The following is a 24,761-nucleotide window of genomic DNA, read 5'->3' as shown; positions in this document are numbered from 1 at the left end:
TAATTCAAAAGGGATGTCCGAAAACTTTGGACATCCCTTTTCTTTACGATAGGAGGGAAAAAGGATGCAGCCAAACTGGATCAAGCAACGAGCCTATTTAACACCAAATCGGGTTGCACTGAGCTTTCATGACGAGCAATGGACGTTTAACGAGCTTTATTTACAGTCTGTTAGGTTAGCTTATAAATTAAATACACTTCGTTTAACGAATGGAAAACGGGTGGCTATTTTAGCACCATCTACACCGCCTTTAATCGAACTGCTGTATGCATGTATGCAAGCACAATGCGAAATGGTACTGCTGAATGGCAGACTGGCAAAGCAGGAGCTTGCGTATCAAGTTGAAGATGCTGAAGTAGATGCGATATTAGTCGCCGATGAAGAGCTTGTCAAACTTCCTGATGATGACCGAATCATCCCATTTTCGAAGCTTTATAAGACAACGGAGTCGGAATATGATATTGCAGCACAGTGGAATGAGGATTTTGCTTTGACGATTATGTATACATCCGGGACAACTGGATTTCCGAAGGGAGTTTGCCAAACCGTTTCAAACCATAGTTCAAGTGCAATCAGCTCAGCATTGAATTTAGGCATTTCAGAGAAGGATACATGGCTTTGTACTGTTCCAATTTTTCATATAAGTGGTTTTTCGATTGTCGTCCGTTCATTGCTATATGGGATGAAAATACGTTTATATGAAAAATTTGATGCTAAAAAATGTGCACAGGAAATTATGGAAGGTACCGTTACGAAAATGTCAGTCGTTTCGGTCATCCTCGAAAATATACTTTCCGAAATGGAGCAGGCTGGTAAAAAAGCACATCCCAATTTCACAGTCGCATTAGCAGGTGGCGGTCCAGTACCGATCGATTATTTAAAACGATCAGAAGAACTGGACTTGTGTGTTGCCCAAACTTACGGTATGACAGAAACGTCTTCGCAAACCGCAACACTGGCAAACGAGGATGCAATGACACATATCGGATCTGCCGGCAAACCGCTGTTTTTCAATGAAATTAAAATTGATGCAAAAGACGGGGAATTCATTGGTGAAATATTAATCCGCGGACCTCATGTCACGCCGAAATATATTGGCCGCTTTAAAGACAAACCGACAACCATCAATGGCTGGCTTCATACAGGAGATGTTGGTTATTTGGATGAACAAGGGTATCTATTTGTCGTTGATCGTCGTAGTGATTTAATTATTTCAGGCGGAGAAAATATTTATCCGGCTGAAATTGAAAATTTATTGCTCGGTCACCCGAACGTAAAAGAGGCAGGTGTGTGCGGAATGGAGCATGACAAATGGGGGCAAGTCCCTGTTGCCTTTATTGTTGCAAAAAATCAGATGACAGAACAAGAAATCATCAAATTTTGCGCACAGCACTTAGCAAATTATAAAGTCCCGAAACATGTTCACTTCGTCAGTCATTTACCTCGAAGCGGTTCCAATAAACTGCTAAGAAGAAAGTTGATGCAGCTGCTGGAAGAGTGATGAGGAGATAAAAAGGCCCAAGCATAATGAATGCTTGGACCTTTTTAAATGATTAATTGCTCAAAGCTTGCTTGAGGACATCCATATTTTTACGCATTAACGTAAAGTAGTCTTCGTTGTTTTGGATATCTTCCTTCGTTAAAACACTTAAATTATGCAACGTTAACGTTTCTGCATTAACTTCCTTTTGAATAATTTCCGTTAATTTTGAAGAAACATTTTGTTCAAAGAAAATATATTGGATATTTTCTTTATTTGCTAAATCAACAATTGCCGTTAATTCCTTTTGTGAAGGCTCACTTTGCGAATTTAAACCAGCTACAGGTACTTGATTGAAGCCGTAATGTCCCGCAATGTAGCCGAATGCAGCATGCGATACAAAGAATGTTTTTTTCGTAGTAGCTGCAGCAATTTCTTCAAAGTCTGAGTGCAATGCCGCAAGATCTGTTACTAATTGCTCGTAATTTGAATTGAATGTTGCTTCGTGTTCCGGTAAGGCTTTAACTAGTTCATCTTTAATCGTTAAAGCTAACTGCTGTGAAATAATTGGGGATAACCATACATGCGCATCGTGTTCTTCGTGTGCGTGTTCTTCTTCATGTCCGTGGTCATCATGTTCCTCATGCTCAGCATGTGTATGTCCTGTGGAAATATGAAGCTGATCTTCCGTTACATTGGCAGCTGTAGCAACTAATTTTACGTCTTCATTTGCCAAAGTCTTTTGCGCATTTTCAACAAAACCTTCTAAACCAAGACCAATGTAGAAAAATAAATCTGCATCTGCTAACGCCATCATATCCTTTTGAGTTGGTTCAAACGAATGTTCATTTGCACCTGCAGGATAAATGGAAGAAACATCAACAAACTCTCCACCGATTTGTTCCGTAAAATACTGCAATGGGTAAACGGTTGTATAAACAGAAAGGGCATCTTCCTTTTGCTGTGATTCGTTTGTGTCTTTTTTCGTATCATCTGCATTGCAGGCAGCTAATAATAAAACAAGTGTAAACATCGAAATGATTGAAAACCATTTTTTCATTAATTAAATCTCCTTAAATAGTAATTATTACGATTTGTATTTTTGAACATTTTCAATCATACAGGATTCAATAAAAAAAAACAATATAAAAAGCCTTCGAAAATTATTTTTTTTTCGAAGGCCATTTTTCTGGAACAGGATCGAAGCCACCAGGATGAAGCGGCTGACATTTTATGATTCGAATGATCGTCATGATCGATCCTTTTATTGCACCATGTTTTTGAATTGCTTCAATTCCATAGCTCGAACAAGTCGGGTGGAACCGGCAAGATGGTGGCGTCATAGGCGAAATATATTTTTGGTAAAGACGAATTAATCCGATAAATAGTTTTTTCATTGCTGTTTTTGCTCTCCATTTTTATAAGTCCGGATTGGTTTGGAATCATCGGTTTGCTTTAATGATACGCTGTTTTTCCGGGCAAGTAAAATAATAGAGAATGCAAAAATACCCATTATCGTTAAGATAATAATCAATACAATAGGTAAGCTCATTTTTTTCACCTCAACTTCCATTTTACAGGAAAAACCTGCGGTGAGTGTGAAGAATGATTGAACTAAATGTTTTAAGAAGTCGGATAACGGATATAATACAAGCAATGATACATTTCTAAAAATATAAGCAATAGAAAGATTTTATATCAGGATTAAAATTTCGTTATCGAAGTTTTAAATATAATTTATGAGGTGAAGGACAAATGGCAAAGAAACAATTAAACACACAATTAAATGATTTAGTAGCAACATGGTCGGTAATGTACACGAAGTTACATAATTACCACTGGTATGTAAACGGACCATCATTCTTTACATTACACGTCAAATTTGAAGAGCTTTACAACGAAGTAACTTTAAATTTAGATGAAATTGCAGAACGTATTTTAACGAAGGGCGGCAAGCCTGTTGCAACATTAAAGGAACATTTAGAACTTTCTCTAATTGAAGAGGCTTCAGGAAAAGAAGAAACAGAGGAAATGGTTTCTAAATTAATCGAAGACTTCAAAACAATTATGGGAGCTTTAAATAAGGCAATGGAAACAGCTTCAGAAGAAGGCGATGACCGTACAGAGGATTTACTGAATGCTCAATTCCAAAGCCTTGAAAAGCATACATGGATGTTAAATGCTTATTTAGGCAACTAATATTGGATAAAACGACTCCGTTTTGGGGTCGTTTTTTTATTAATCATTTGATGGAATGACTGCACGATATATGCTTCCAATGTATAAATGATTTTATTGCAGTCCACCTTAAATATGAGGTGAGAATAATGGAAAAAAATAATGTTTATGTATCCGTTGCCAATTTAACATGCAATTTGCATCCTGGATCTTCGTATGAATTTGTTTTAAAAATGGAACCGCAAAAGGCCCGTGTATTTATGAAGCTGTTTAATCAGATGCAACATCTGGAAGCGTCAAATGCTTTCCGTGCACATATGCCGTTTATTCCATATCATTTGGACAGATTAAATCATGAAATCGACCACCGACTTAAAAAGGTATATGCCCTGATTCATGAATTTGGAGACGAGGAAGCGAAAAAGTTCGTCGAGCAACTGCCATACTTTACTCGATAATTAGGCGATTTGATTGAACCGTAGACATCTGTTCGTTACACTAATAAGAGGAGTTGAGCGAAAAGATGTTTACATTTATCGATGAAAATAATTTAAAAGTAGATTTAAGATTTGATGAAGGTCCTTTCGAAGTTGAACCTAAGCATGTATTGGCCCTTGTACAATATGAAGGGAAATGGTTATGTACGATTCATCACCGTCGTGGTGTTGAGTTTCCCGGAGGCAAGCAGGAGCCTGGAGAGACATTATACGAAGCGGCTATCCGTGAAGTTTATGAAGAAGCAAATGTTGTAATAGAAGATGTAAAATGGTTTGCCTACTACATCGTGCATGATGACATTCCCTTTTGCAAAGCGGTTTTTACTGCCAAAGTAAAGGACATTGAACCTTTTACAGGAGATCATGAAACAGAAGGCATGTTATGGCTGACAGAAGAGGATTTGTGGAAGCAGCCGAATTTAAGTTTCTATATGCGGGATGCAGGAATGAAAAAGATGTTGCAGGAAGTGAAAAATCATGAACGACAATGGTAAGATTTTTTCGATACGCAATTACCCATCACCGAATCCCCATATCCGATTAGATGAAATTACGTATTGGTCACAAGGCCTGCGTGTAAAAGGATTATTGGCACGTCCACAAGCGGCTGGTACATATGAAGCGCTTTTATATTTGCGTGGGGGGCTCCAATCAATCGGTATGGTGAGACCGGCACGTATTGCCCAATTTGCGATGCAAGGCTTTGTAGTATTTGCTCCGTACTATCGCGGAAATCGCGGGGGAGAAGGTAAGGATGAATTTGCCGGTGATGACCGTTATGATGCAATTAACGGTATAGAAGTACTGAAGCATTTTATTCAAGTGGACAAAGTGAATCTGTATGGTTTTTCCCGTGGTGGATTAATGGTATTGTGGACAGCGATTTTACGTGATGATATTAAATCGCTCGTAACATGGGCAGGTGTATCGGATGCGACAGCAACATATTGGGAGCGGGTGGATATGCGGCGCGGCTTGAAAAGGATTGTTGGCGGTACACCAAATAAAGTACCGGAAAACTATGATGACCGGACACCACTACTTGAAATCGAAAAACTTCAAACTCCGGTACTCATAATTCATGGTACAGAAGATCAGCATGTGGATATTGAGCATGCCTATAAACTAGAGCAGTACTTAAAAAAGGAAGGAAAATCTGTTGAGACATGGTTCTCATCCGGATTAAAGCATCATTATCCTCCAGACTTGAACCGTGACACTGTGAAAAACTTATGTAATTGGATGAAACGCCAAGAAAGTAAGAAGTCTGAACAGAACTAGGAAAAAAATAATAAGGGAAAACCTTATTTTATACAAAGTAAAAACAGCATTTTCCCCATAGAGGAAAATGCTGTTTGTTTTTGATTGAATAAAGTTGGTCATTAGTAAATTATACTAATGGGCCGCCTTTTTGAACGATTGCTTCATCAACATTCTCGAATTTCGTGAAGTTATTTTTGAACAGATCAGCAAGTTCAGCAGCTTTTTTGTCATATGCAGCTTTATCTGCCCATGCATCACGAGGATTTAATACGCTAGATGGTACACCTTCAACGGCTACTGGAATGTTTAATCCAAATACTGCATCTTGAGTTGTCTCAACGTTATTTAATTTACCATCGATTGCAGCACGAACCATTGCACGTGTATAAGAAAGCTTCATACGGCTGCCTACACCATATTCGCCACCAGTCCAACCAGTGTTTACTAGGAAAACTTGTGAACCGTGCTCATCAATTTTCTTACCTAATTGCTCTGCATAAACTGTTGCAGCAAGCGGTAGGAATGGAGAACCGAAGCATGTAGAGAATACTGGTTCTGGCTCTGTTACACCACGTTCTGTGCCGGCAAGTTTTGATGTGAAACCACTTAGGAAGTGATACATTGCCTGCTCTTTTGTCAATTTAGAAATAGGAGGTAATACACCAAATGCATCGGCTGTTAAGAAGACGATTGTATTTGGATGACCTGCTACTGATGGTAACACAATATTGTCAATATAGTCGATAGGGTAAGCGACACGTGTATTTTCTGTTAATGAACCGTCAGCATAGTCGCATTCGCGTGTTTCAGGATCTACCGCAACGTTTTCCAGTACTGAACCAAAGCGAATTGCATTATAAATTTCCGGCTCATTTTCAGCAGATAGGTTGATTGTTTTTGCATAGCATCCACCTTCAATGTTGAATACGCCGTTATCAGACCAACCGTGCTCATCGTCACCGATTAATTTACGATCTTTATCAGCAGATAAAGTTGTTTTTCCCGTACCAGATAGACCGAAGAATAATGCAACATCGCCACCTTCACCAACGTTTGCAGAGCAATGCATTGGGAAGATACCTTGTTCAGGCAATAAGTAGTTCATAATACCGAAGATTGACTTCTTCATTTCACCTGCGTACTCAGTTCCGCCGATTAAGATGATTTTCTTTTCAATAGATGTTATAATGAATGTTTCCGATCCTGTACCGTCTACTTCAGGATCTGCTTTGAAGTTTGGCGCAGATACGATTGTAAACTCGGCAACATGTTTAGCCAATTCGTCTGCTGTTGGGCGGATGAACAATTGATGACAGAATAGATTATGCCAAGCATATTCATTAATTACTTTAATGGATAATTGAGACTCTTTGTCTGCACCTGCAAAACCGTTGAATACATATAACTCGTCACGTTCTTTTAAGTAATTTACAACTTTCACATAAAGTTTATCAAATACCTCTGCAGAAATCGGACGGTTAACTTTGCCCCAATCGATTTTATTGTTGCAAATTTCTTCTTTTACTATATATTTATCTTTTGGAGAACGGCCAGTGTATTTTCCTGTTTGGGCACGTAATGCACCTTCAACAGTCAGCACGGCTTCTCCGCGTGATGTAGCTTTTTCAACTAATTGTGGAACAGATAATTGAGTTTTGATGTTTTCCCCGTTTAAAAGTTCTTTCAGCTCGTTAGCAATTTCTACCGAATTCATCTATTAAATACCATCCTTTTTTATAGTATTCCCTTATAGAGGGGAGTTGATTCCTAATTCAAAAATAGTATAACACATTAAGTGAAATAATCTATACTAATTGCAAATTATTTTTTCCGGAATTTTAAACATTGCGAAATACGTCAAAATTTGTTGACAGCACTTGTTTTTTTGCGTAAGATGTTTAATTGAACGGATACTCTTATCCCGAGCTGGTGGAGGGGCAGGCCCTATGAAACCCGGCAACCTGCGTATATTTTATACGTGTTGGTGCCAACCTGATGCAAGGGCAAAAATTCCCTTGAACGATAAGAGTGAAAGGTAACGAAACGTAATATCCTTTCCTCACGTGTGATGAACACGGCTATGAGAGAAAGGATTTTTTTTATTTTGTTTTACAATTTCGTGCTGAGCGAAAATTATATAGTTACAGCCTTTCAGACCCTCGTGTTAAAGCAAATATAGCTTGACGTTAAAAGGTAGATACGCATTAGCGTAATTGCTTTATATAACGGACATGGGTAATGAGTACCGTATCAATAAAAAACAATTGCCAAAGTGATTTAGGAGGAAATGACATGACAAATCGTCGACTGTTTACATCAGAAAGTGTAACGGAAGGACATCCGGATAAAATTTGTGACCAAATTTCGGATGCCATTTTAGACGCTATTTTAGCTGCAGATCCAAATGCACGTGTAGCTTGTGAAACTACGGTAACAACAGGCTTAGTACTAGTATCTGGTGAGATTACAACTTCTACTTATGTAGATATGAAAGGAATTATCCGTGATACAGTGGCAGAAATCGGCTACACACGCGGTAAGTACGGCTTTGATGCGGAAAACCTTGCAGTACTAGTAGCTGTAGGAGAGCAATCACCTGACATTGCACAAGGTGTTGACCAAGCATTGGAAGCACGTGAAGGTTCAATGACGGATGATGAACTGGAAGCAATCGGTGCAGGCGACCAAGGATTAATGTTCGGCTATGCATGTAACGAAACACCGGAATTAATGCCGATGCCAATTTCTTTAGCTCATAAATTAGCACGTCGTTTAACAGAAGTACGTAAATCAGGAGAATTGGAATATTTACGTCCGGATGGTAAAACACAAGTAACAATCGAATATGATGAAAACAATGAACCTGTTCGTGTGGATACAATCGTTATTTCAACACAGCATGATGAAGAAGCAACATTAGAACAAATTCAAACAGATATTAAAGAGCACGTTATTAAACCGGTTGTTCCTGCTCAATTATTGGATGAAGCAACAAAATACTTCATCAACCCAACAGGTCGTTTCGTAATCGGCGGGCCTAAAGGAGATGCAGGTCTTACAGGTCGTAAAATTATTGTTGATACTTACGGCGGCTATGCGCGTCATGGTGGCGGAGCATTCTCCGGTAAGGATGCGACAAAAGTTGACCGCTCTGCAGCATATGCAGCACGTTATGTTGCTAAAAACATTGTAGCAGCTGGCCTAGCTGACCGTGCTGAAGTGCAACTGGCGTATGCAATCGGTGTTGCACAACCTGTATCAATCGCGGTTGATACATTCGGTACAGGAAAAGTAGAAGAATCAAAAATCGTGAACTGGGTACGTGAGCTATTTGATTTACGTCCTGCGGGCATTATTAAAATGCTTGATTTACGTCGTCCGATTTATAAGCAAACAGCAGCATACGGACATTTCGGTCGCACAGATTTAAATGTGCCATGGGAAAGTACGGATAAAGCGGCTGAATTGAAAGCTAAAGCAGGAATTTAATATAATAAAAAGGAGCATCCAGTTTAATGGATAGCTCCTTTTTTATGATCTTATATAAGATTTCTTTTTAACAAGGTATAGATTTATAAGATTCAAAGAGGGGAATGACTGTTAAATTATTTTTGAAGTGATTTATAGTATTGCCCTTTTGCCACATATTCTGAAATTATCCGATCCATATCTGCGCGATCTTCTGCTGTCACTTCACGTACGACTTTTGCTGGGCGACCCATCGCTAAACAATTGGGAGGAATCACTTTTCCCGGTGGTACAAGACTGCCGGCACCAATAAATGCACCCTCGCCTATAACAGCCCCGTCCAGTATGATGGAACCCATACCAACTAAAGCGCGTTTTTTAATTGTACAGCTATGTAATGTAACTTGATGACCTACTGTTACTTCGTCTTCAATAATGAGAGGGGCAGCGGGACTTTGGTGAAGGCAGCTCAAATCCTGGATACTGACACGGTCACCAATTATAGTTTTGTTTACATCGCCACGAATTACCGTGTTAAACCAAATTGAAGTTTCGGCACCGATTGTTACATCACCGGTAATTGTGGCATAGTCTGCAATGAATGCAGAAGGGTGAATCGTTGGTATTTTATCCTTATAAGGGTAAATCATGTGCATTTCCTCATTTCTTCTATAAAATTGTAGATAAATCTATAGATATCGTAACAAAACGTGAAGATTTTTCAATTAACATTTCTTTTAGAACGGAATGTATTATAATTATACAAATAAATAGTAATATAATGATGCCGATGTTAAAGAAGGTGCAATATCGTAATTTTTTGATAATCGGCAAACTCATTCCTGAATTAAAGGATCACGTGTTTATGTCATAAAAATATTTTATATGTAAGGAGTATTGGCCATGTGGAAATGGGAAACAGAGCAACAACCAAAAGCCGTAGTCGTTATTCTTCATAGCGCATATGAACATCATCGGTGGTACGCATGGTTAATTGAAAAGTTCCGCAGCTCACACTTTCATGTTGTAATGGGGGATTTACCTGGACATGGAGAGCAAGGAAAGTATACAACGTATCATGATGAAGATTTTAAAGAATATTATAAGTATACAAAAGTATTATTGAAAGTGGCACTAGAATATAACGTACCGCTTTTTATCGTAGGAAATGGCCTAGGGGCTGCAATAGCTACGTATGTACTTCAGAACAATAAAATAGAATGTGCGGGTGTTGTTTTAGCATCCCCCTGGTTTAATTTAAAGCTGGCACCGGGAAAATTGTCGAATGCTTTATCAAGCTTCAGCGCCATTACATCGAATGTTAAGCTGAAACATGAGTTGGAGCCTCACCATCTTACGCGGAACACAGATGTGTTAATGGAACTAAAAGAGCAATTACCGTTGAAGAGTATGGTGACGGTAAAATGGTATCGCGACTGGCAGCAAATGTCGCGGACAATCCGTAACCCTGAATTGAAGTTTCCGGATATCCCAGTATTATTAATGACGGGTGAAAATGATAAAGTTTCAGACATTAGTACATCTAAGAAATGGATAACAGAGCATACGCTTTCCGAGTTTCACTATAAGCAATGGAAAGGTTGCCTCCACAGCCTTTATTTTGAAGTGGAACGGGAAGATGTTTTTAAATTTACGATAGATTATATTAATAATGTTTTAAGAGACTTGGGATATATTATTGAATAGTGATAAGCCTAACAAAATCATACTTTGTTAGGTTTATTTTTATTTCCTTAAAAAAAATATATCGAAATTTTCGAATATTTGTAATATACTAAATTTCAAATTAATACATTATTTCAACAAAGGGGGTATAGTATGGGTTTCTTGAATGATTTTGTAGGATGGGCCAACAATATTTTATGGGGTCCTGTTATGATTTATGGTATTTTAATCGTTGGTTTATTTTTCTCTATCCTAACAAAGTTTGCACAAGTCAGGCTAATTGGAGACATGTTCAAGTTAATGTTCAAAGGAGAAAAATCAGAAGCAGGTGTATCTTCGTTCCAGGCATTGTCGATTGCATTGTCGGGCCGTGTCGGTACAGGTAATATCGTTGGTACCGCAACAGCTATTGCATTCGGTGGTCCGGGTGCGGTGTTCTGGATGTGGGTGACAGCATTTATCGGGGCATCAACGGCGTATATGGAGTCGACGTTAGCTCAGATTTATAAAGAGAAAAAAGATGGACAGTATCGTGGTGGTCCGGCGTTCTACATTGAAAAAACAACTGGAATACGTGCATTAGGTGTTATTTTTGCCATTGCGATGATTATCTCTGTTGCATTTTTAATGCCTGGAGTTCAGGCAAATGCCATCGCAGGTGCAGTTGATAATGCATTTGGAATTGAACCATGGGTAACTGGACTAGTTACGATTCTCCTGCTGGCGGTTATTATTTTTGGTGGTGTTAAGCGTATTGCAAATGCTGCCCAAATTTTAGTACCATTCATGGCATTAGCGTATTTGTTAGTAGCGGCTATTATTATTATTATGAATATTACAGCTGTGCCTGAAGTGTTTGCTTTAATTTTCCGTAGTGCTTTCGCTACAGATGCAGTATTTGGCGGGATGATCGGTAGCGCAATTTTCTGGGGTGTAAAACGTGCCATCTACTCAAACGAAGCAGGTCAAGGTACTGGTGCACATCCAGCTGCTGCTGCAGAAGTATCGCATCCTGCAAAGCAAGGTTTAGTGCAGGCAGCTTCAGTTTATATTGATACAATCTTGGTATGTACTGCAACAGCATTAATGATTTTATTCATGGGTACATACAATGTCCATGAGGGTAGTCAAGACGGAGCTCTGATTGAAGCAAAAATGGATGAGACGATTACGTATTCAGGCTTTACACAAGCAGCTGTAAATGATGCGTTCCCATCTTTAAATAACTTTGGTTCAGGGTTTGTCGCAATTTCTTTATTCCTATTTGCTTTCACTACATTAATGGCATATTACTATATTGCTGAAACAAATGTTTCGTATATGTTTAATGGCAGTGCAAGACGTATCGGGATATTGTTAATGAAATTCGTATTATTGGCTTCGGCATTTTACGGCACAGTTAAAACGTCCGATTTAGCTTGGGCATTCGGTGACGTTGGTTTAGGATTAACGGTTTGGATTAACGTAATTATGCTATTATTCATCATGAAACCGGCCCTCATTGCGTTGAAGGATTATGAGCAACAGAAAAAAGAAGGAAAAGACCCAGTATTTGATCCGAAAAAACTCGGAATTAAAAATGCTGATTTCTGGGAGACATATAAGAAAGATTAGTAGATTAAAAGGAGCAGCTAGTTAAAAAGCTGCTCCTTTTTTTATGGAATAATACTGATGTAGTGCCTCAAATTGTTCCGCAGTAAAATCTTTTTGTCCGCGAATATATTTTTCATATAAATTATAGTAGCAAATCGTTAAATACTTATCATTATGGTGGCGGCTGTATGGCGGATAGTATTCATTTTCAGACAAACGAAGATCGACAAAATAACGATCCATCTTATCAATCGTACGAATTGTAATGTTTCTGGCGCGCATTTCCTTCAGAACAATTTGCGTATAAATATATAAATCCTCTTTTGGGTATTCATAAATATAATTGATTAATACATGGTTGTCTTCCTTCACGAAAATGCTGTTCAACTCGCGCCACTGGGCAAGCAGCTGACTTTTTGGGATAAAGGGAATTAACTCGGTATGCCATAAACGCATCATTTCACCTCATTAAGGATATGAAAAAGAGCTAAGAAAACTTAGCCCTCTATCGGAAATTCTTTTACTTTTTCTAATGCAATGATAAACGGGGGATCATTTTTCTGATTCATAAATTCATAGCGCAGAACATGTACATGTTTTTGCGGTAAATCACTTACATAGCGGATTACTTCATCGCGCTCATTTTTTCCGCCTTCGTGACCGTGATAGACGACTAAAACGATCATTCCTCCGACTTTTAACAGCTTTAACAAACTTTCGATCGCTTGGATTGTAGTATTCGGCTTTGTCACAATTTCATGATTGCTGCCGGGCAAATAGCCAAGATTGAAAATTGCTGCTGATACGGGTTTATGAATATAATTTGCTACATTTTCATGTCCGTCTTTTAAAACAATAGCCCGATGCTCGAGTGCATTGTCGAGCAGACGGTGCAATGTCGCATCAACCGCTTCTTTTTGCACATCAAAAGCATATACATAGCCGTCATCCCCAACGAGATTTGCTAAAAAAAGAGTATCATGTCCATTTCCAGCTGTTGCATCGACCGCAATATCACCCTCGGAAACCGACATTTCCAATAATGTTTGGGCATATTGAAGAACACGTTCTAATTTCATTTGGACACTTCCGCCTTATAAAACTTCCCTTGATAAGAACCTCTACGTTCCAGCTCTGCATCAATTCCGTTCAGAACTTCCCATTTGTTGACAGACCACATCGGACCGATCATTAAATCGATTGGACCATCACCAGTAATACGGTGGACAATCATTTCAGGCGGAATAATTTCAAGCTGATCTGCTACAAGCTGAATATAAGCATCCTTTTCCATAAATTCCAGCATGCCTTTTTCGTATTGCTTCACAAGTGGTGTTCCTTTTAAAAGGTGCAGAAGATGGATTTTGATACCTTGGACATCGAGCTTTGCCACTTCACGGGCCGTTTCCATCATCATATCGTAATCCTCTAGCGGCAATCCGTTAATAATATGCGTCACTACACGAATGCCATGCTTGCGCAATTTATTAACCCCTTCCACATATGTCGCATAATCATGTGCACGGTTAATTAAATTGGCCGTTTTTTCATGAACCGTTTGAAGTCCCAATTCTACCCATAAATACGTGCGTTCATTTAACTCTGCCAAATATTCTACAACATCGTCCGGCAGGCAATCTGGACGCGTTGCAATTGAAAGGCCCATTACTCCTTCACAGGCAAGCGCTGCTTCGAACTTTTCCTTTAGTACTTCAAGTGGAGCGTGTGTATTTGTATACGCTTGGAAGTAGGCCATTGTTAAGCCGTCTTTCCATTTGTTCTCCATTTTTGCTTTGATCTTTTCGAACTGTACGGGAATCGGATCGACTTTACTGCCCGCAAAGTCACCTGAACCAGCTGCTGAACAAAATGTACAACCGCCAAAAGCGACCGTCCCATCACGGTTTGGACAATCAAACCCTGCATCCAAAGCGACTTTGTATACTTTCTTTCCGAATTCGTTTCGTAAATAGCGATTCCATGTATAATAACGTTTCCCATCTGACGGGAAAGGAAAATTTGTTTCTGTCATTCCTTGTTCACTCCTCTAACGTATTATTCTAACATGGACAGAACATCGTGTCCTAATAGAAATCTTTTTCTTGTACAAATTCCTGTTAAAGAATAAACTAGTAAATTGAGCAAATATTGAAGGAGGAAAGTTAGTGCCGAAACAAGTATGGCTATTAATTATTGGTACATTCGTAAATACGGTCGGAAATTCGTTTTTATGGCCTTTAAATAGTATTTATATTCATGATCATTTAGGAAAATCCTTAACTACCGCTGGAATTGTCCTTATGTTAAATTCATTGGCTGGTGTTTTCGGCAATCTAGTAGGCGGTTACTTATTTGATAAATTAGGTGGCTATAAAGCAATTTTAATTGGGGTTGTATTTAATTTATTGTCAATCACACTATTAACGATTTGGCATGATTGGCCACAATACATCATATTTTTAACGATGATGGGCTTTAGTGGAGGGATTGTATACCCGGCGATTTATGCGATTGCAGGAAGTGCCTGGCCAGAAGGAGGTCGACGTGCTTTTAACTCGATCTTTTTGGCAAACAACGTAGGGGTCGCAATCGGCCCGGCATTGGCTGGCATTGTTGCCGATATTAAGTTTGACTATGTATTTAGTGCGAATCTATTTTTCTATGCTGTATTTTTTGTACTTGTCATCACAACATATAAGCGTTTTGATATGAAGGGACTGACAACAAAACCTTTCTCAGGTAATGAGACAAAAAGAAGAAACAGAGGGCCGATTGTGGCGCTTAGTATATTAAGTATATCTTTAATCGTCTGCTGGTTAAGCTACTCCCAATGGAGCGCGACCATTTCTTCTTATACACAAGGATTAGGAATGAGCCTGTCTGAATACAGTTTACTCTGGACAATCAACGGCTTTATGATCGTTGCTGTTCAGCCGATTATCCGTCCGCTTGTTACACGTTGGGAAAACAAAATAAAGCATCAGCTGGTGCTTGGGCTGATATTGATGTCGCTATCTTATATCGTCGTTTATTTTGCCCAGGACTTTAAGATGTTTGCTGCAGCGATGGTCATTTTGACATTTGGGGAAGTGTTCTTCACACCGGTCATTCCGATGATTGCCAATAAACTGGCACCTCATGGACAAGAAGGTTTTTATCAAGGGCTCGTCAATAGTGCATCGACAATTGGGCGGATGATTGGGCCTGTGTTTGGCGGGTTAATGGTAGATTTATATGGCATGCAAATATTAATGCTTATATTATCGGTACTAATTATCGTTGCCATTATTCCATGTCTGCTCTTTGATCGTACGCTAGGAAAAGAACAAACATAAAACAGTTACTTGTGCTTTTGTGTTGAATTCGTTAAAATGAATGAAATAATAATATTGACTGTGATGAGGAATAGTAAATGGACACACTTTATAGAGAGCTGGCGGCAGGTGGAAGCCGGTAAGTGTCAAGTTGAACTCGCCTCGGAGTTTGCTTTAGTGAAGTAATAGTAGCTAATGGCCGTGTATTCGCGTTAAGAAATGAAGCTGAGTGCTGCGTCACTAATTTGGGTGGTACCGCGGGAGTAAAAAATATCTCTCGTCCCTTCTTATCATAAGATGGGACGGGATTTTTTTATTTTTTAAATATTCTGTTAAATCATTGATGATACGCCTAAAATACATAAACCACAGCAAGAATATATTTAAAGGAGGAATTATTGTGAGTTTTAATCATCAGCAAATTGAGAAAAAGTGGCAAACGTTTTGGGATGTCAATAAAACATTCAAAACTGAAAATGAAATGGATAAGCCAAAGTTTTATGCATTGGATATGTTCCCTTACCCATCAGGTGCGGGTCTGCACGTAGGACACCCTGAAGGTTATACAGCGACAGATATTTTGTCTCGTTTTAAACGTATGCAAGGCTACAATGTCCTTCATCCAATGGGTTGGGATGCATTCGGTTTACCTGCAGAGCAATATGCACTTGATACAGGGAATGACCCAGCTGAATTTACAGCTAAAAACATCGCGACATTCAAACGTCAAATTAACGAGCTAGGCTTCTCTTATGACTGGGATCGTGAAATTAACACAACTGACCCGTCTTATTATAAATGGACGCAATGGATTTTCACTAAGTTAGTGGAAATGGATTTAGCGTATGTAGATGAAGTGGCAGTAAACTGGTGTGAAGCATTAGGTACGGTTCTTGCTAACGAGGAAGTAATCGACGGAGTTTCTGAGCGTGGCGGTCACCCGGTAGTACGTCGTCCGATGCGACAATGGGTACTGCGTATTACAAAATATGCAGACCGTTTAGTCGATGATTTAGTTGATGTTGACTGGCCTGAATCAATTAAGGAAATGCAACGTAACTGGATCGGCCGTTCTGAAGGCGCACAAGTGAAATTCACTGTTGCTGGCACAGACAAAAACTTCGAAGTATTTACAACACGTCCGGATACATTATTTGGCGCGACATACTGTGTATTAGCACCAGAGCATAAATTAGTAGCTGACATTACTACTGCAGAGCAAAAAGAAGCAGTAGAGGCATACTTGGAAAAAGTATCATTAAAATCTGATTTAGAACGTACAGACTTAGCAAAAGAAAAAACAGGTGTATTCACAGGTGCTTATGCAGTGAACCCGATCAACGGCAAACAAGTGCCGATCTGGATTGCGGATTATGTATTGGCAACATACGGAACTGGTGCAATTATGGCTGTTCCTGCACATGATGAGCGTGACTATGAATTTGCAAAAGAGTTCAATTTAGAAATCATTCCAGTTCTTGAAGGCGGAGACATTGAGAATGAAGCATTCACTGGTGACGGTGCGCATATTAACTCGGACTTCTTAAACGGATTAAATAAAGCAGACGGTATTGCGAAGGCAATTGAATGGTTAGTGGAAAATGGTGTAGGGGAAAAGAAAATTACTTACCGTTTACGCGACTGGTTATTCAGCCGTCAACGCTACTGGGGAGAACCAATTCCAGTAATTCACTGGGAAGATGGCACAATGACTACGATTCCTGTAGAGGAACTGCCATTGGAATTACCGAAAACAACAAATATCCGTCCTTCAGGTACTGGTGAATCACCACTTGCAAATATTGAAGAATGGGTGAATGTAGTTGATCCAGTAACAGGCAAAAAAGGACGCCGTGAAACGAATACAATGCCACAATGGGCCGGTTCATCATGGTACTTCCTGCGCTATATCGATCCGAAAAATGATCAGGCGCTTGCAGATCCGGAACTATTAAAACATTGGCTACCAGTCGATATTTATATCGGTGGCGCAGAGCACGCGGTACTTCACTTACTATACGCACGCTTCTGGCATAAAGTGCTTTATGATTTAGGACTTGTTCATACGAAGGAACCGTTCCAAAAGTTATTTAACCAAGGGATGATTCTAGGTGAAGGCAATGAAAAAATGTCTAAATCTAAAGGCAATGTTGTAAACCCTGATGACATTATCGTTTCACATGGTGCTGATACATTACGTTTATACGAAATGTTCATGGGTCCACTGGAAGCTTCTGTAGCATGGAGCACGAACGGTCTTGACGGGGCACGTCGTTTCCTAGATCGTATTTGGCGTCTATTCGTCACAGATGAAGGAAAGCTTGCTGCAAAAGTTCAAGATTCTGCTGACACAACATTGGAAAAAGTGTATCACCAAACTGTGAAAAAAGTGACGGAAGACTACGAAGGCATTCGCTTCAACACAGCAATTTCACAAATGATGGTATTCATTAATGATTGCTACAAAGCGGAAGTTATTCCAACAGAATATGCAAAAGGCTTCGTGAAACTTTTATCGCCAATCGCACCGCATATTGCTGAAGAGCTTTGGTCAATTTTAGGACATGAAGATACAATTACGTATGCAACATGGCCAACATTCGATGAGTCAAAACTAGTAGACGATGAAATCGAAGTTGTTGTACAAGTTTTAGGTAAAGTACGTGCAAAAGTAACGGTTGCAAAAGATATTACTAAGGAAGATTTAGAAAAAGTTGCTTTAGCAGACAGCAAAGTACAAGAATTTATCGAAGGGAAAACAGTTGTGAAAGTAATTGTCATCCCAGGTAAATTAGTTAATATCGTTGTTAAATAATTAATCAAATAAAATTAATGCACGGTGTTTTCATTTGGAAAACCACCGTGTATTTTTATTTAGATTTCATATGAAAAGCAAAAATAACTATGTTGCGTAACCGATTTCTATGTAATACTAGAATAGTAAATGGTCACATTTAATGAATAGTAGAAAGAAGTGTAACAACATGGCACAAGCATCACATTCAGTACAAATCCCAGTTAGCCAGGAACAAGTATGGGCTTTCGTAAGTAAAATCGAAAAATGGGCTGTATTAGTTCCGGCGTACAAAGAACATAAAGAACTGGATGCCCAAACATCACATTGGACATTCGAAGGAAACTTTAAAGGTTTAAAGAAAAAAGTTGAAATCGAAATTAAAATTATCGAAATGAATGAGCCTTCTAACATCAGATTTGAAATAACTGGGCTATCGGATAATATTAAAGGCGGCGGCGAATTTACAGCTGAGCCGAAAGATGGCGGTACATATATGACAGGTGTGGTAGAAGTAACTGCTGGAGGTCTTTCTGGAGCAGTATTGAATCCGGCTATTAAAGTATTATTGCCGAAAGTTACGACTCGCTTAACAGAAAAAATCGCTCGCCATATCCAGGCATAAGACTATCAATAACTCACTGGAAAAAATTTTTCCCAGTGGGTTTTTTTATGTGAAAGAAGGGGGTATAGCTTTAATGGACAGGCCCTCCCTAGATTTCCAGCAAATCCATGATAAATATCATATGGAAAGCATGACAAGTTCTTCTATAACAAACAGACACAATTTTTTATAATTGAATAATGAAAGAGGTGGCTTTATGACACAAATCATGATGGAACAAAGTGGATATAGTACAAAAGAAGAATTTTGGAACGGGCTGACACACGGGATTGCCGCATTGCTGACGATTCCCGCAACATTGCTGTTAGTGAACAAAGCCCAGCATCAAGGCACAACATTAGAGCTCGTAAGCTATATTATTTTTGGTATTTCAATGTTCTGCCTGTATTTCGCTTCAACGATGTATCATTCATGGCCAAAACATAAAACATTTCTGAAAAAGCTCGATCACAGCTCCATTTTTTTATTGATTGCAGGTACGTATACACCAATCGTATTAGTCGCAATTGGCGGCAAATTGGGATGGACAATTTTTGCGGTTCAATGGATTTTAGCGACAATCGGTATTGTACTGAAACAATTCTTTGTTTACCGTTTTAAATTACTATCGCTGTTCGTTTACATCGGGATGGGCTGGCTCATTATTTTTGTAGCCAAGCCGTTATTCGCACATATTGGCATCGCCGGTTTTGCCACATTATTAATGGGTGGACTGTCCTATACGGTCGGCACGTACTTTTACAAAAATGACCGCATTCCATACAACCATGCGATTTGGCACTTATTTGTTATGGGCGGCAGTGTCGCGATGTTCTTCGCAATTTACTTATATGTATAAACAAAAGAGTCAATCCTGTTATAGTGAGGATTGACTCTTTTCTAGATGCTCGCTGTAAATTTTTCGATTAAATCTTGCAAGTAATCGTCATATTGTTCTTCGTTGCGTTTTTTCATTTCTTCCAAAACCTGATTTAAAAATGTTTTGTTGTCCATGAACTGATCCGGCAACGTTTCATATAGTAGCTGATGATGGTAATTTTCCTGATCCAAATAAAGCTCAAAATAATAGCCGAGCTTTTCGTCTTCATTGAACATATGCATCATGCAATCTACTTCATAGCATTGCATAATAAAATCATGTTTAAAGCCAATTTGGACGGTAAATGCAATATGCCCGCCTTCACCATCTAATTTAAATGAATCCATATCAGAAATCATTTGGTTTTTTTGCATGAGCCAGTACAGTTCGTTTGCCTGACGGTTGGTCGTAAAGCTTGTAATCCCTTTCGGCGCATTTTCAATGAAGAAATGCTTTGCCAGTTTTGCTTGCACCGCCTCTTCAATTGATGAGGAAGAAGCAATTTTATCAAGCTGCTGACATACAATTAGCAATAGTGCCGGACTTTTTTGCAAATGCTCAATAATCTTTTTTAATTGCATCGGGCAAACATTTGGTATATTGACCAAATCGACAGCCAAAGACATGCCAACACCTTGTTTATTTAAGCCAAGTATCAAATATAATGGAACACTTTTCGCATAGGAGTTATTTTTTTCAACATAGCAAAAAACACGAATGGAAAAGGTAAATTCATCTTTATTACGATTGCTTATTTTTGTGCAGGTTAAATGAGTTTGCATGAGCTCATCAGATGCTAAATAAAGCATAGTTTGGTTTTTTTGAGAATTATTATTCATCGTGCTGTATCCTCCTGAGTGTACATACCTCTTATGATACTAGGGAATGATGAGCAGTTCTAGTATTTTTACGATTAAAAACAGAAACGTTACTGTTGCCCCGCACTCATACCGGCAATTCGTCCTGTAACGAGAGCAGAAGTAATATTGTAACCCCCCGTATAACCGTGAATATCTAAAATCTCACCACAGAAATAAAGTCCCTGTTTTTTCTTGGAGGCCATTGTTTTTGGTTCAATTTCTTTTACCGAAACCCCGCCTCCTGTAACAAATGCCTTTTCAATTGGTTGGGTACCGTGAACGTCCATCGTAAACGCGACAAGTTCGCGTGCAAAATTGCGAATCTTCTCCTGAGATAATTCTATGCCTGTTAACTGTGCGTCAATACCTGCACGCTCCATTAAAAATAATAGCCAGCGTTCTGGAACGAGTGATTTCCATAAGTTTTTTACCGCTTTTTTCGGTTCTTCCTTGATTGTTTTATTTAACATTTGGAAGCATGTTTCTTCGTTGTACTGCGGTAATGATTGAATACGAACTTGTACTGGCGCGCTCCCTGTTTTCAACTGCTCTTTTACAATAAACTGACTGCAGCGTAAAATGGCAGGACCGCTTAAGCCAAAGTGTGTAAACAGCATATCCATCTGATGTGTTACAAGAACTTTTCCTTTTTTGTTTAAAACGGAAACAGCGGCATCACGTAATGCCAACCCTTGTAGCTCACGTGATTGGATAAAGGGTTCCTTTGATGTAACGGGAACTTCTGTCGGGTAAAGTGTAGTAACCGTGTGGCCAGCCCGTTCTGCCCATGGATAACCATCACCAGTAGAGCCGGTTTGAGGAACAGCTTTACCACCGACTGCGACAACAACAGCATTTGTACGGATTTCTTCGCCGCTTTCCAAACGTACACCATATATTTTTTGATCGTCCATCAACAATTTATTAACTGCCGTGTGCAAACGGACTTCTACTTTTAATCGCTTCATTTCATTGACAAGTGCATCAACAACATCTTGTGCGCGGTTGGATACTGGGAACATACGCCCGTGATCCTCTTCTTTTAATGCCACGCCAAGCCCTTCAAAAAATGCAATAATATCTTCATTATTATAAACGGTAAAGGGGCTATATAAAAAGCGCCCATTGCCGGGAATATGTTTAATGATTTCTTCCGCTGATAGTCGATTTGTTACATTACATCGTCCACCGCCAGAAATGGCCAGTTTCTTTCCTAGTTTTGAGCCTTTTTCAAGCAGGAGCACTTTTTTGTTTTGCTCGGCTGCGGCAATTGCTGCCATCAATCCTGATGGACCGCCTCCTATTACAATTACATCATACATAGATAATTTCTCACTTTCTTTTGCAATAATTTTTTCGTTCAACGGATTTTTCTCTTACTTATTATACACGAAGTGAAGAAACTATTTGAGTAAATGGACTTTCACATGTAAACTTGTAAAAGGAATTGTACGGGAACTTTTTAATGAGAACACCGTCACAAGAAGGAAGTTAAATAATGTAAATAAATAACTTGCCTTACGAAATCGTATTGTAAGTGAATTGTTATACTAAAAGAGAATTTCATATAGAACGGTAGGTTATTTCATGTCTTCATTAATGAAAGGAACAGCCATATTAACAATTGGATTGTTTCTATCAAAGCTTTTAGGGTTAGTTTATATTTTCCCGTTTTACGCCATTGTAGGTGAAGATAATATTGCTTTATATAATTACGCCTACATCCCCTATAATATTATGTTAAGTATTGCCATTGCGGGACTGCCGATTGCAGTATCAAAATTCGTATCGAAATATAATGCGCTCGGGGATTTTGATGCCGGTCGCAGATTAGTAAAAACAGGTGCATTACTGATGACGCTTACAGGAATTGTAGCGTTTATTTTAATGAATCTGCTTGCAACACCGCTAGCAAATATTGTGATTGATAGTGAAGAACAGACATTTACTGTGGAGCAAGTTGCGAGTGTCATCAAGTGGGTAAGTTATGCACTGATTGTTGTGCCGTTTATGAGTTTAGTCCGTGGTTACTTGCAAGGATACGGACATTATTTGCCGACATCTGTTTCTCAGCTGGTCGAGCAAATAGTGCGTATCGTCTTTTTATTAGGCGGGGCATTCATCGTTGTCAAAGTTATGGACGGTGATGAGATTACTGCAATTAATTTCTCGGTATTTGCCGCATTTATTGGAGCGCTTGGCGGACTTTTGACATTGTTTTATTTCTGGAAAAAGCTGCGCCCCGAGATTAAAGCAGTTCAGGTTGTCGCGCCGAAAGAACAGAGACTTCCTTATTCGGATATGTATAAAGAGATATTTAAATATTCGATTCCTGTTGTTTTCGTTGGGTTGGGAGGCTCATTATTCCAGCTTGTCGATCTGCTGACATTTAACCGTGCGATGATTGCCAGTGGGATATCAGGAGAAATTAGCGATGCATACTTTACAATGCTTAACTTGTTGACACAAAAAATTGTCATGATTCCAGTCGTTTTGGCGACAGGATTTTCGATGGCCATCATTCCAACGGTCACGAAATTTTATACGGAAGGCAATTTACGGCAAGTACATAGTTCGATGGATAAAACCTATCAGGTGCTGCTGTTTATTACCGTACCGGCAGCGATCGGAATTTCAATTTTAGCGGAGGATTTATATCACTTCTTCTATTCCTACAGCGAAATGGGCACACAAGTATTAAGCCACTATGCACCAATTGCGATTTTCTTTGCATTATTTACAGTAACAGCCGCCATGTTACAAGGGGTCAATTACCAAAAATGGGTTATCTTCAGTTTACTTGTCGGCTTGCTTACGAAGACGATACTAAATACACCGCTTATTCATATTATGTCGGTTGATGGTGCGATTTTAGCGACAGCACTTGGCTATGGAGCGACAATCGCAATCAATATTTTTGTTATTAAAAAAGTGACAAATTACAATGCGACAGTAGTTTTACGCCGTATTTTGTTAATTGTTATTTTGACAATTGTCATGGCGTTAGCAGTATGGATCACACATATTGTTTTAACAGCGATTGCTCCGGCTTCTACGAAAGTATTAGCGCTTCTATATTCAATCATTTGTGCAGGGGTTGGTGCCATTATTTATGGCGCGATTTCTTATCGACTAGGGTTAGCCCAATTATTATTAGGTGAAAAGTTTACAAAAATTGCACGTAAATTAAGATTAGTAAAATAAAAATGAGGACGTCGTAACGAAGGCGTCCCCTTTTTTCATGGAGGACTATATGCGTTTAGACAAATTACTGGCTAATATGGGCTACGGCTCGCGAAAAGAAGTGAAACTATTATTAAAGCAAAAAGCTGTAACAGTGGACGGTGTTACAGTGAAAGACTCAGCAATGCATGTCAATCCTGAAAAACAAAATGTTTCGGTATTTGGCGAGCGTGTGGAATATGTAGAGTTTATTTATTTAATGATGAATAAACCACCGGGTGTCATTTCAGCAACAGAAGACCGCTACGATCAAACGGTCATTGATTTACTGGATCCAGAGTATCAGCACTTTGAGCCATTCCCTGTCGGACGTTTAGATAAAGATACGGAAGGGCTGCTGCTCATTACAAATGACGGCAATTTAGCACATAATCTGCTTTCTCCTAAAAAGCATGTTCCGAAATGGTATTACGCCAAAATTGACGGAGTAGTAACGGAAGCCGATATCGAAGCCTTCGCACAAGGTGTAACATTGGAAGATGGTTATCATACAAAGCCTGGAGAATTAAAAATATTAGTGTCCGGCGAGCAATCGGAAATTGAGCTGATGATCCAAGAAGGGAAATTCCATCAAGTGAAGCGCATGTTTGAGGCGGTAGGCAAGAAGGTTACGTATTTAAAGCGTCTGTCAATGGGAACATTGAAGCTTGATGAAGAGTTGGCATTAGGTGAATACCGCGAGCTGACAGAACAGGAACTTGAGCTGTTAGCGACAAAATAATAAACAAAGGAAAAGCGAATGCCCCGACGAAAAGGCATTCGCTTCTTTTAGTTCTTGTGTCAAGAACTAAGTGAACGCTTGCTGACTCAGCAATGTTCATAATATTTCATGTGTAACTGATCGACACCTTACGTTATGTTGGGACAATTAGTCCTTTCTCACAAAATAAGAATCAGCCGC

General features: G+C 39.1%; 24 protein-coding genes, 1 riboswitch and 1 other annotated feature. Of the genes, 14 read left to right on the top strand and 10 right to left on the bottom strand.

The genetic code is table 11. From position 1 onward, the window contains the following. Nucleotides 1–64 precede the first annotated feature (64 nt). Nucleotides 65–1,501, top strand: coding sequence for an o-succinylbenzoate--CoA ligase (locus tag MHB58_RS14665; protein ID WP_014823060.1), 1,437 nt, complete (start codon nt 65–67; stop codon nt 1,499–1,501). Nucleotides 1,502–1,553: 52 nt separating this feature from the next. On the opposite strand, the gene MHB58_RS14660 is transcribed toward MHB58_RS14665, so the two are convergent. From MHB58_RS14660 to MHB58_RS14650, 3 genes are all read right to left on the bottom strand, one after another. Beyond that, nucleotides 1,554–2,540 carry a metal ABC transporter solute-binding protein, Zn/Mn family gene (locus tag MHB58_RS14660; protein ID WP_014823061.1) on the bottom strand — a complete coding sequence of 329 codons (987 nt, stop codon included), beginning with the start codon at nt 2,538–2,540 and terminating at the stop codon, nt 1,554–1,556. A gap of 103 nt (nt 2,541–2,643) precedes the next feature. Further along, nucleotides 2,644–2,877 (bottom strand): membrane protein insertion efficiency factor YidD, encoded by a 234-nt coding sequence (yidD, locus tag MHB58_RS14655; RefSeq protein ID WP_065215473.1) that lies wholly within the window; start codon nt 2,875–2,877, stop codon nt 2,644–2,646. Further along, nucleotides 2,874–3,032 carry a hypothetical protein gene (locus MHB58_RS14650; RefSeq protein ID WP_014823062.1) on the bottom strand — a complete coding sequence of 53 codons (159 nt, stop codon included), beginning with the start codon at nt 3,030–3,032 and terminating at the stop codon, nt 2,874–2,876. Before MHB58_RS14650 ends, yidD begins: the two co-directional genes overlap by 4 nt. 203 nt (nt 3,033–3,235) lie before the next feature. Here MHB58_RS14650 and MHB58_RS14645 point away from each other — a divergent pair, with 203 nt between their 5' ends. The 4 genes from MHB58_RS14645 to MHB58_RS14630 all read left to right on the top strand — a co-directional run bounded on the left by MHB58_RS14645 (nt 3,236) and on the right by MHB58_RS14630 (nt 5,436). Further along, complete coding sequence (locus tag MHB58_RS14645; RefSeq protein ID WP_014823063.1) at nt 3,236–3,679, top strand: Dps family protein; 444 nt, start codon at nt 3,236–3,238, stop codon at nt 3,677–3,679. 128 nt (nt 3,680–3,807) lie between these two features. Then, entirely contained in the window at nt 3,808–4,116 is a 309-nt protein-coding gene (locus tag MHB58_RS14640; protein ID WP_014823064.1) for a transposase, read from the top strand. A 65-nt stretch (nt 4,117–4,181) separates the two neighbouring features. Continuing rightward, complete coding sequence (locus MHB58_RS14635) at nt 4,182–4,649, top strand: NUDIX hydrolase (RefSeq protein WP_014823065.1); 468 nt, start codon at nt 4,182–4,184, stop codon at nt 4,647–4,649. After that, the gene (locus tag MHB58_RS14630; protein ID WP_014823066.1) at nt 4,633–5,436 is read left to right on the top strand and encodes an alpha/beta hydrolase family protein; all 804 of its coding nucleotides are present in this window, start codon (nt 4,633–4,635) and stop codon (nt 5,434–5,436) included. The genes MHB58_RS14635 and MHB58_RS14630 overlap by 17 nt, the downstream gene beginning before the upstream one ends. Before the next feature lie 109 nt (nt 5,437–5,545). On the opposite strand, the gene pckA is transcribed toward MHB58_RS14630, so the two are convergent. Beyond that, a complete protein-coding gene (gene pckA, locus MHB58_RS14625) occupies nt 5,546–7,132 on the bottom strand; it encodes a phosphoenolpyruvate carboxykinase (ATP) (RefSeq protein ID WP_008408153.1) in 1,587 nt (528 codons plus the stop codon). Nucleotides 7,133–7,331: 199 nt separating this feature from the next. Continuing rightward, a riboswitch (SAM riboswitch) is annotated at nt 7,332–7,447 on the top strand. A gap of 263 nt (nt 7,448–7,710) precedes the next feature. On the opposite strand from pckA, the gene metK reads away from it, so the two are divergent. Then, entirely contained in the window at nt 7,711–8,907 is a 1,197-nt protein-coding gene (gene metK / locus MHB58_RS14620) for a methionine adenosyltransferase (protein WP_008408155.1), read from the top strand. Nucleotides 8,908–9,023: 116 nt separating this feature from the next. Here the strand turns inward: metK and MHB58_RS14615 are convergent, their stop codons facing one another. Beyond that, nucleotides 9,024–9,536, bottom strand: a complete 513-nt coding sequence (locus MHB58_RS14615) for a gamma carbonic anhydrase (RefSeq protein ID WP_014823067.1) — start codon at nt 9,534–9,536, stop codon at nt 9,024–9,026. A 253-nt stretch (nt 9,537–9,789) separates the two neighbouring features. On the opposite strand from MHB58_RS14615, the gene MHB58_RS14610 reads away from it, so the two are divergent. Together MHB58_RS14610 and MHB58_RS14605 are read left to right on the top strand one after the other, a co-directional pair. Next, complete coding sequence (locus MHB58_RS14610; protein ID WP_008408165.1) at nt 9,790–10,593, top strand: alpha/beta hydrolase; 804 nt, start codon at nt 9,790–9,792, stop codon at nt 10,591–10,593. 132 nt (nt 10,594–10,725) lie between these two features. Next, nucleotides 10,726–12,186, top strand: coding sequence for an alanine/glycine:cation symporter family protein (locus MHB58_RS14605; protein WP_014823069.1), 1,461 nt, complete (start codon nt 10,726–10,728; stop codon nt 12,184–12,186). A 21-nt stretch (nt 12,187–12,207) separates the two neighbouring features. On the opposite strand, the gene MHB58_RS14600 is transcribed toward MHB58_RS14605, so the two are convergent. The 3 genes from MHB58_RS14600 to MHB58_RS14590 are packed head-to-tail and all read right to left on the bottom strand — an operon-like array spanning nt 12,208 to nt 14,197. Beyond that, nucleotides 12,208–12,621 (bottom strand): pyrimidine dimer DNA glycosylase/endonuclease V, encoded by a 414-nt coding sequence (locus tag MHB58_RS14600; RefSeq protein ID WP_339262792.1) that lies wholly within the window; start codon nt 12,619–12,621, stop codon nt 12,208–12,210. Between the two features lie 41 nt (nt 12,622–12,662). Then, complete coding sequence (locus MHB58_RS14595; RefSeq protein WP_087618457.1) at nt 12,663–13,244, bottom strand: class I SAM-dependent methyltransferase; 582 nt, start codon at nt 13,242–13,244, stop codon at nt 12,663–12,665. Next, the gene (locus MHB58_RS14590; RefSeq protein WP_008408169.1) at nt 13,241–14,197 is read right to left on the bottom strand and encodes a TIGR01212 family radical SAM protein; all 957 of its coding nucleotides are present in this window, start codon (nt 14,195–14,197) and stop codon (nt 13,241–13,243) included. Before MHB58_RS14590 ends, MHB58_RS14595 begins: the two co-directional genes overlap by 4 nt. Before the next feature lie 133 nt (nt 14,198–14,330). Here MHB58_RS14590 and MHB58_RS14585 point away from each other — a divergent pair, with 133 nt between their 5' ends. The 4 genes from MHB58_RS14585 (at nt 14,331) to trhA (ending at nt 19,736) form a co-directional block, all read left to right on the top strand. Continuing rightward, complete coding sequence (locus MHB58_RS14585) at nt 14,331–15,500, top strand: MDR family MFS transporter (protein ID WP_339262787.1); 1,170 nt, start codon at nt 14,331–14,333, stop codon at nt 15,498–15,500. Nucleotides 15,501–15,551: 51 nt separating this feature from the next. Next, nucleotides 15,552–15,767 (top strand) — a binding site (T-box leader). A 112-nt stretch (nt 15,768–15,879) separates the two neighbouring features. Then, complete coding sequence (gene leuS / locus MHB58_RS14580; protein ID WP_008408180.1) at nt 15,880–18,294, top strand: leucine--tRNA ligase; 2,415 nt, start codon at nt 15,880–15,882, stop codon at nt 18,292–18,294. Nucleotides 18,295–18,463: 169 nt separating this feature from the next. Further along, nucleotides 18,464–18,898 (top strand): CoxG family protein, encoded by a 435-nt coding sequence (locus MHB58_RS14575; RefSeq protein WP_339262785.1) that lies wholly within the window; start codon nt 18,464–18,466, stop codon nt 18,896–18,898. 196 nt (nt 18,899–19,094) lie between these two features. Continuing rightward, nucleotides 19,095–19,736, top strand: coding sequence for a PAQR family membrane homeostasis protein TrhA (gene trhA, locus MHB58_RS14570; RefSeq protein WP_014823074.1), 642 nt, complete (start codon nt 19,095–19,097; stop codon nt 19,734–19,736). 41 nt (nt 19,737–19,777) lie between these two features. Here the strand turns inward: trhA and MHB58_RS14565 are convergent, their stop codons facing one another. Next, the gene (locus MHB58_RS14565) at nt 19,778–20,596 is read right to left on the bottom strand and encodes a hypothetical protein (RefSeq protein WP_014823075.1); all 819 of its coding nucleotides are present in this window, start codon (nt 20,594–20,596) and stop codon (nt 19,778–19,780) included. Nucleotides 20,597–20,685: 89 nt separating this feature from the next. Beyond that, complete coding sequence (locus MHB58_RS14560; protein WP_193433811.1) at nt 20,686–21,939, bottom strand: BaiN/RdsA family NAD(P)/FAD-dependent oxidoreductase; 1,254 nt, start codon at nt 21,937–21,939, stop codon at nt 20,686–20,688. Between the two features lie 265 nt (nt 21,940–22,204). Here MHB58_RS14560 and MHB58_RS14555 point away from each other — a divergent pair, with 265 nt between their 5' ends. Then, complete coding sequence (locus tag MHB58_RS14555; RefSeq protein WP_339262782.1) at nt 22,205–23,821, top strand: putative polysaccharide biosynthesis protein; 1,617 nt, start codon at nt 22,205–22,207, stop codon at nt 23,819–23,821. Nucleotides 23,822–23,870: 49 nt separating this feature from the next. Continuing rightward, complete coding sequence (locus MHB58_RS14550; RefSeq protein WP_008408194.1) at nt 23,871–24,581, top strand: pseudouridine synthase; 711 nt, start codon at nt 23,871–23,873, stop codon at nt 24,579–24,581. The last annotated feature ends 180 nt before the right edge of the window (nt 24,582–24,761 follow it).

Source organism: Solibacillus sp. FSL K6-1554 (assembly GCF_038005185.1).
Lineage (GTDB): Bacteria > Bacillota > Bacilli > Bacillales_A > Planococcaceae > Solibacillus > Solibacillus silvestris.
The sequence above is the reverse complement of the archived record's forward strand: the minus strand, read 5'-3'. Positions and strand labels throughout refer to the sequence as shown.